This is a genomic window from Geodermatophilus chilensis, from assembly GCF_002802985.1.
In the GTDB taxonomy this organism is placed as follows: Bacteria; Actinomycetota; Actinomycetes; order Mycobacteriales; family Geodermatophilaceae; genus Geodermatophilus; species Geodermatophilus chilensis.
On record NZ_NVPT01000264.1, the window covers coordinates 1 to 4,231 of the forward strand.

The following is a 4,231-nucleotide window of genomic DNA, read 5'->3' on the forward strand; positions in this document are numbered from 1 at the left end:
CGGGCAGCGCAGGGCGCCACCAGCGCGGACGGCGGCGGGGTCGCGACGGCGCTGGTGGCGGACTGTGCTGCCGACGGCGGGGGCGGCGTGGGGCGGGCCGAGCGCGAGCACCTCACCGACGCGCTCGCCGAGGCCGCCGGGGTGCCCGCGGTCACCACCGCCGTCGAGCGGTCCGTGCGGCGCAGCGGGACGGCGGCCACCGGGTGGCCGCTGGTGCGCTGGACCCGGAAGCTGCGCCCCGACCCGCTGGAGCGGCTGCACCTCGGCGGCGGTGAGGACGGTGGGGTGGTGGCCCGGACGTCGCTGCCGCAGGCCGGCGCGGTCCAGCGGGCCGGGGTCACCCGGGCGGTGCGCGCGGCGCGGGAGGCCGCCGGCGAAGGCTTGCCCGAGGCCTGGCGCGACGAGCTGCGGCGGACCGTCGAGGTGTCGGAGGAGCAGCTGGCCGACCGGCTGGACCGGGCCGTTGCCGGCACCGACCTCGGTCCGCAGCGCACCCCGCTGTGGCAGCGGGCGGTGGGTGCGCTGCAGTGGCTGCTCACGCTGGTCGCGCTCGCGGGGGCGCTGTGGCTGCTGGCGCTGGTCGTCCTCGGCTTCTTCCAGCTCGACGACGTCGTCCCGCTGCCCCGGGTGGAGGGGATCCCGCTGCCCACGCTGCTGCTGGTCGGCGGCTTGCTGGCCGGGGCGCTGCTGGCGCTGGTGGCCCGGCCGCTGGTGGGGCTGCGGGCACGACGACGGGCGCGGCGGGCCGAGCAGCGGCTCTACGCGGCGGTGGACGTCGTCGCACAGGAGGAGGTGCTCGCCCCGATGGCCGAGGTCCGCGAGGACCACGACCACTACTGCGCCGCGGTCACCAGAGCCCGGAGATAGGTGGCTCCGGAGGGCCGAGACGAGTTCCGAGACGGCTCGTCGGGAGGCGGGACGGCACGGAGCCGGGGTGGACCGGTCGCGGGGGCCTGGAGGGTCCCCCGGCCGGGACACGGGCAGCGGCTCGACGAGGGTCGGGGACGGCACCTGGCCGCGGTGTCGGGTCGAGGAGTGGGGGCCGGAGGCTCCCGCGACGAGGCCCGGATGGGGCTCGACGAGGGTCGGGGACGGCACCTGGCCGCGGTGTCGGGTCGAGGAGTGGGGGCCGGAGGCTCCCGCGACGAGGCCCGGATGGGGCTCAGCGAACGTCGGGGACGGCACCTGGCCGCGGTGTCGACCGGTAGGGCGACGATGTGTTCAGTCGCGGTGGCGCTCCCCGGCGCGCGGCTCGGGCACCTGGCGCGTCTCCAGGGGCGCCAGGCCGTTGGGCAGCAACGCCCAGACGTGCTTGCGGCCCGGGCGGCTCTCCCAGCCGTAGTCGGTGGACAGCTGCGCGACCAGGTGCAGGCCCATGCCACCCAGGGCGGGGTCGCGGTCGACGGCGGGGACCGGCGGGCGGTCGGGCGCCTCGTCGCTGAGGTCGAGCAGCCAGCCGTCGGTGCCGGCGACGACGAGCGCGCGCACCGCGCCGCCGCCGTGCCGCAGCGCGTTGGACGCCAGCTCCTCGAAGACCAGCAGCAGTCCGTCGCGGGCGTCGTCGGTGGACGTCGAACAGACCGACGGGTGGGCGATGCGCGCCCGCAGGTCGGCCCGGACGCGGGAGACGACGTGCATCGCCTCGAGCTGCCAGTGCCACACGTCGCCCGCGAGGGACGGCACGGGTGCGTGCGGCCACGGCTCCTGGCCCAAGGCAACCTCCTCCGCCGTCCGGTGGCGTTGGGACCGGGGTGGACCCACGGCCGGCCCGCGCCCCCATCCTGACCGAAAGGCCCCTTTCGCGCAGCGGCGGCCCCCGCTCGGGTCGGGTCGGGCCCCCGGACGGCCTCCGTCGGGCACACTGGCCGCGTGGAGCAGCTGTGGCGCGACCTGAGCCAGGTGGTGCTGGCCGACCGGAGCCTGGACGACGTGCTCGGCGAGGTCACCGACATCGCCGCCCGCACCATCCCCGGCGCCGAGTCCACCTCGATCACCCTCGTCCGCGGTGACAAGGCCTTCACCGCTGCGCACACCGGGGAGATGGCGCTGGCCGCCGACGAGTTGCAGTACGAGCGGGGCTACGGGCCCTGCATGGACGCCGGCCGGGCCGGTGTCGTGCTGCGGATCGACGACATGCGCACCGAGCAGCGGTGGCGCGACTACACCGCCCGCGTGCTCGACGTCGGCGTCCGCAGCTCGTTGTCGATGCCGCTGCCCTACCAGGGCAGCGCGATCGGCGCGCTGAACGTCTACTCCACGCTCCCGGGCGCGTTCGCGTCCGCCGAGTCGGAGAAGGCGGCGACGGCGGTGGCCGAGGCGATCGCGGTCGCGGTCGCCAACGCCGACGCGCACGACCGGCTGGTCGAGCACGCCCACAACATGCGGATGGCGATGGAGTCGCGCGCGGTCATCGAGCAGGCCAAGGGCGTGCTGATGGCCCAGCGCGGGCTGGAGGCCGACGCGGCGTTCGAGGTCCTGCGGGAGGCCTCGCAGCGCTACAACCGCAAGCTGCGGGACATCGCCCGCGGCATCGTCGAGACCACCCGCCGGCGTTAGCGGGCGGACCGGGCGAGCGCCGCCAGCCGGGTGACCAGGAACTCGACCGCAGCGACGCTGTCCACCGTCTCGGCCACCTCGACCGCGGTGGGGGACGACGAGACGCTGCGCCGGTCGACGAGGGTCTGCCCGCGGCCGGCGCCCAGGGTGGTGTCGACGACGACGTCCCGCCGCACGGTGCCCAGCGTGCCGGGCGCGATCGCCTCGGTCAGCGCCAGCGCGTCGTGCAGCACGACCCCGGTGGTGCCGTAGGTCGAGCGGGCGTGGTCGACGTACTGCCGCAGGATCGCCGCAGCGGTCTCCCCGACCGGCCCGGCCGCGGCGAACCGGGCGATGCCGTCGTCGTCCAGCACTGTGGGCAGCGTGACGTCCAGTCCGACGAGCACGGTGGGGACGCCGGAGCCGAGCACCCGCTGGGCGGCCTCCGGGTCGGCCCACACGTTGAACTCCGCGGCGGCGGTGACGTTGCCGCCGCGCCCGGCCGACCCGCCCATGAGCACCAGGCGGCCGATCCGCTCGGCGGCCTCGGGGTAGGTGGCCAGCAGCAGCGCGACGTTGGTCCACGGGCCGATCGCGGCCACGGTCACCGGCGTCTCCGCGGCCAGCAGCACCTCGGCCATCGCGACCACGGCCGGGCGCGGGTCCGGCGCGGCCGGCGAGGGCTCCAGCTCGACGCCGCCCAGGCCGGTCTCGCCGTGCACGTGGCCGGCCCGCTCGGGCTGCCGGTAGACCAGCGAGTCACGGGCGCCGGCGGCCACCGGGACGTCGGCGCGCCCGGCCAGGTGCAGCACCCGCAGCGCGTTGTCGGTGGTCTGCGCCAGCTCGACGTTGCCGTGCACCGTGGTGACCAGCCGCAGGTCGACCTCCGGGCTGGCCAGCGCCAGCAGGATCGCGAGGGCGTCATCGATGCCGGGGTCGGTGTCGATCACGAGGGGGGTCGCCACGGCCCGATCCTGTCAGCCGCGGCGGTCGGCCCCCGGTGCAGCCGGGTGCCGGCCCGGTCGGCGCGCGGTGCGGCCTGGTCCGTGACCGGTCGAGTCCCGGCGGGGCCGGGCGACTCCACGGACCGGGGAGTCCGGGAACCCGACACGCCGGGCGCGTCCGGTCGCCTCCCGAGGTGACCGACGCCCTGACCGGCGCGTGCCACGCTCAGGACCGGTGATCTTGTCGACTCGGGGTCGCTCGGTGAGGCAGGTCACCGACCGCCGCGCAGGGCCACCGCAACGGTTCGGTCACGCGCCCTCCAGCGGGTGTCGCAGGAGGCCGTCGCGCGGCGCCGTCGTCCCTACCGTTCTCCCTGTCCGCAGCGACTGCGGCACCGACCTCAGGAGGACGTCATGGCGAACGACCGGGCAGTGGCTCCGCGTCCGTCGCGCGTGACCGACGACCTGACCCTCAGCGGCCTGCTCGACGTCCTGGACCGGGCCGAGCCGCTGCCCGCCCGCAGCGGGTCCCGGCCCGGCCGGGCGGCGCTGCACCGCAGGGGTGCGGCCCGCCGGCCGGCCGTCGTCCGCCCGGTCCCCGTCCCGGCCGTGCGCCCCCGACCGGTGGCGCCGGCCTCCACCCCGGCGCCGGCCGCCGCGCCGGTCCCTACCGCGCCGGCCCCCGCCCCGGCGGCCCGTCCGGGCCTGCGGGCGCGGCTGCGCCGTCTGGTCCCTGTCCCTTATACACATTT

Annotated in this window: 4 protein-coding genes and 1 pseudogene; 3 read left to right on the plus strand and 2 right to left on the minus strand. The window is 77.0% G+C overall.

Annotated elements, in window-relative coordinates:
- Positions 1-867: pseudogene (locus CNO22_RS25840) on the plus strand (GTP-binding protein HSR1); the annotation flags it as partial.
- A gap of 354 nt (positions 868-1,221) precedes the next feature.
- Here CNO22_RS25840 and CNO22_RS25845 read toward each other — a convergent pair.
- On the minus strand, positions 1,222-1,713 hold the full coding sequence (locus CNO22_RS25845; protein ID WP_232807364.1) for an ATP-binding protein: 492 nt from the start codon (positions 1,711-1,713) through the stop codon (positions 1,222-1,224).
- Positions 1,714-1,869: 156 nt separating this feature from the next.
- On the opposite strand from CNO22_RS25845, the gene CNO22_RS25850 reads away from it, so the two are divergent.
- Entirely contained in the window at positions 1,870-2,556 is a 687-nt protein-coding gene (locus tag CNO22_RS25850; protein ID WP_100502112.1) for a GAF and ANTAR domain-containing protein, read from the plus strand.
- Here CNO22_RS25850 and CNO22_RS25855 read toward each other — a convergent pair.
- Complete coding sequence (locus CNO22_RS25855; RefSeq protein WP_100502113.1) at positions 2,553-3,500, minus strand: nucleoside hydrolase; 948 nt, start codon at positions 3,498-3,500, stop codon at positions 2,553-2,555. The genes CNO22_RS25850 and CNO22_RS25855 overlap by 4 nt on opposite strands.
- A 432-nt stretch (positions 3,501-3,932) precedes the next feature.
- On the opposite strand from CNO22_RS25855, the gene CNO22_RS28035 reads away from it, so the two are divergent.
- Positions 3,933-4,231 (plus strand): hypothetical protein (locus CNO22_RS28035; protein ID WP_198588616.1); only part of this gene is annotated, 299 nt, incomplete at its 3' end.